1 rRNA gene is annotated in these 221 nt (G+C 51.6%); it reads left to right on the top strand.

Going from position 1 to position 221, the window contains the following annotated elements:
• A 16S ribosomal RNA gene (locus H6A27_RS14915) occupies positions 1 to 221 on the top strand; the annotation flags it as partial.

Raw genomic sequence — 221 nt, 5'->3', positions numbered from 1 at the left:
GGCGACCGGCGCACGGGTGAGTAACGCGTATCCAACCTTCCGTTTACTCGGGGATAGCCTTTCGAAAGAAAGATTAATACCCGATGGTATGGTAAGATTGCATGGTAATACCATTAAAGATTTATCGGTAAACGATGGGGATGCGTTCCATTAGGTAGTAGGCGGGGTAACGGCCCACCTAGCCGACGATGGATAGGGGTTCTGAGAGGAAGGTCCCCCAC

Source organism: Bacteroides caecigallinarum (assembly GCF_016902295.1).
GTDB classification, from domain to species: Bacteria; Bacteroidota; Bacteroidia; order Bacteroidales; family Bacteroidaceae; genus Phocaeicola; species Phocaeicola caecigallinarum_A.
The sequence above is the reverse complement of the archived record's forward strand: the minus strand, read 5'-3'. Positions and strand labels throughout refer to the sequence as shown.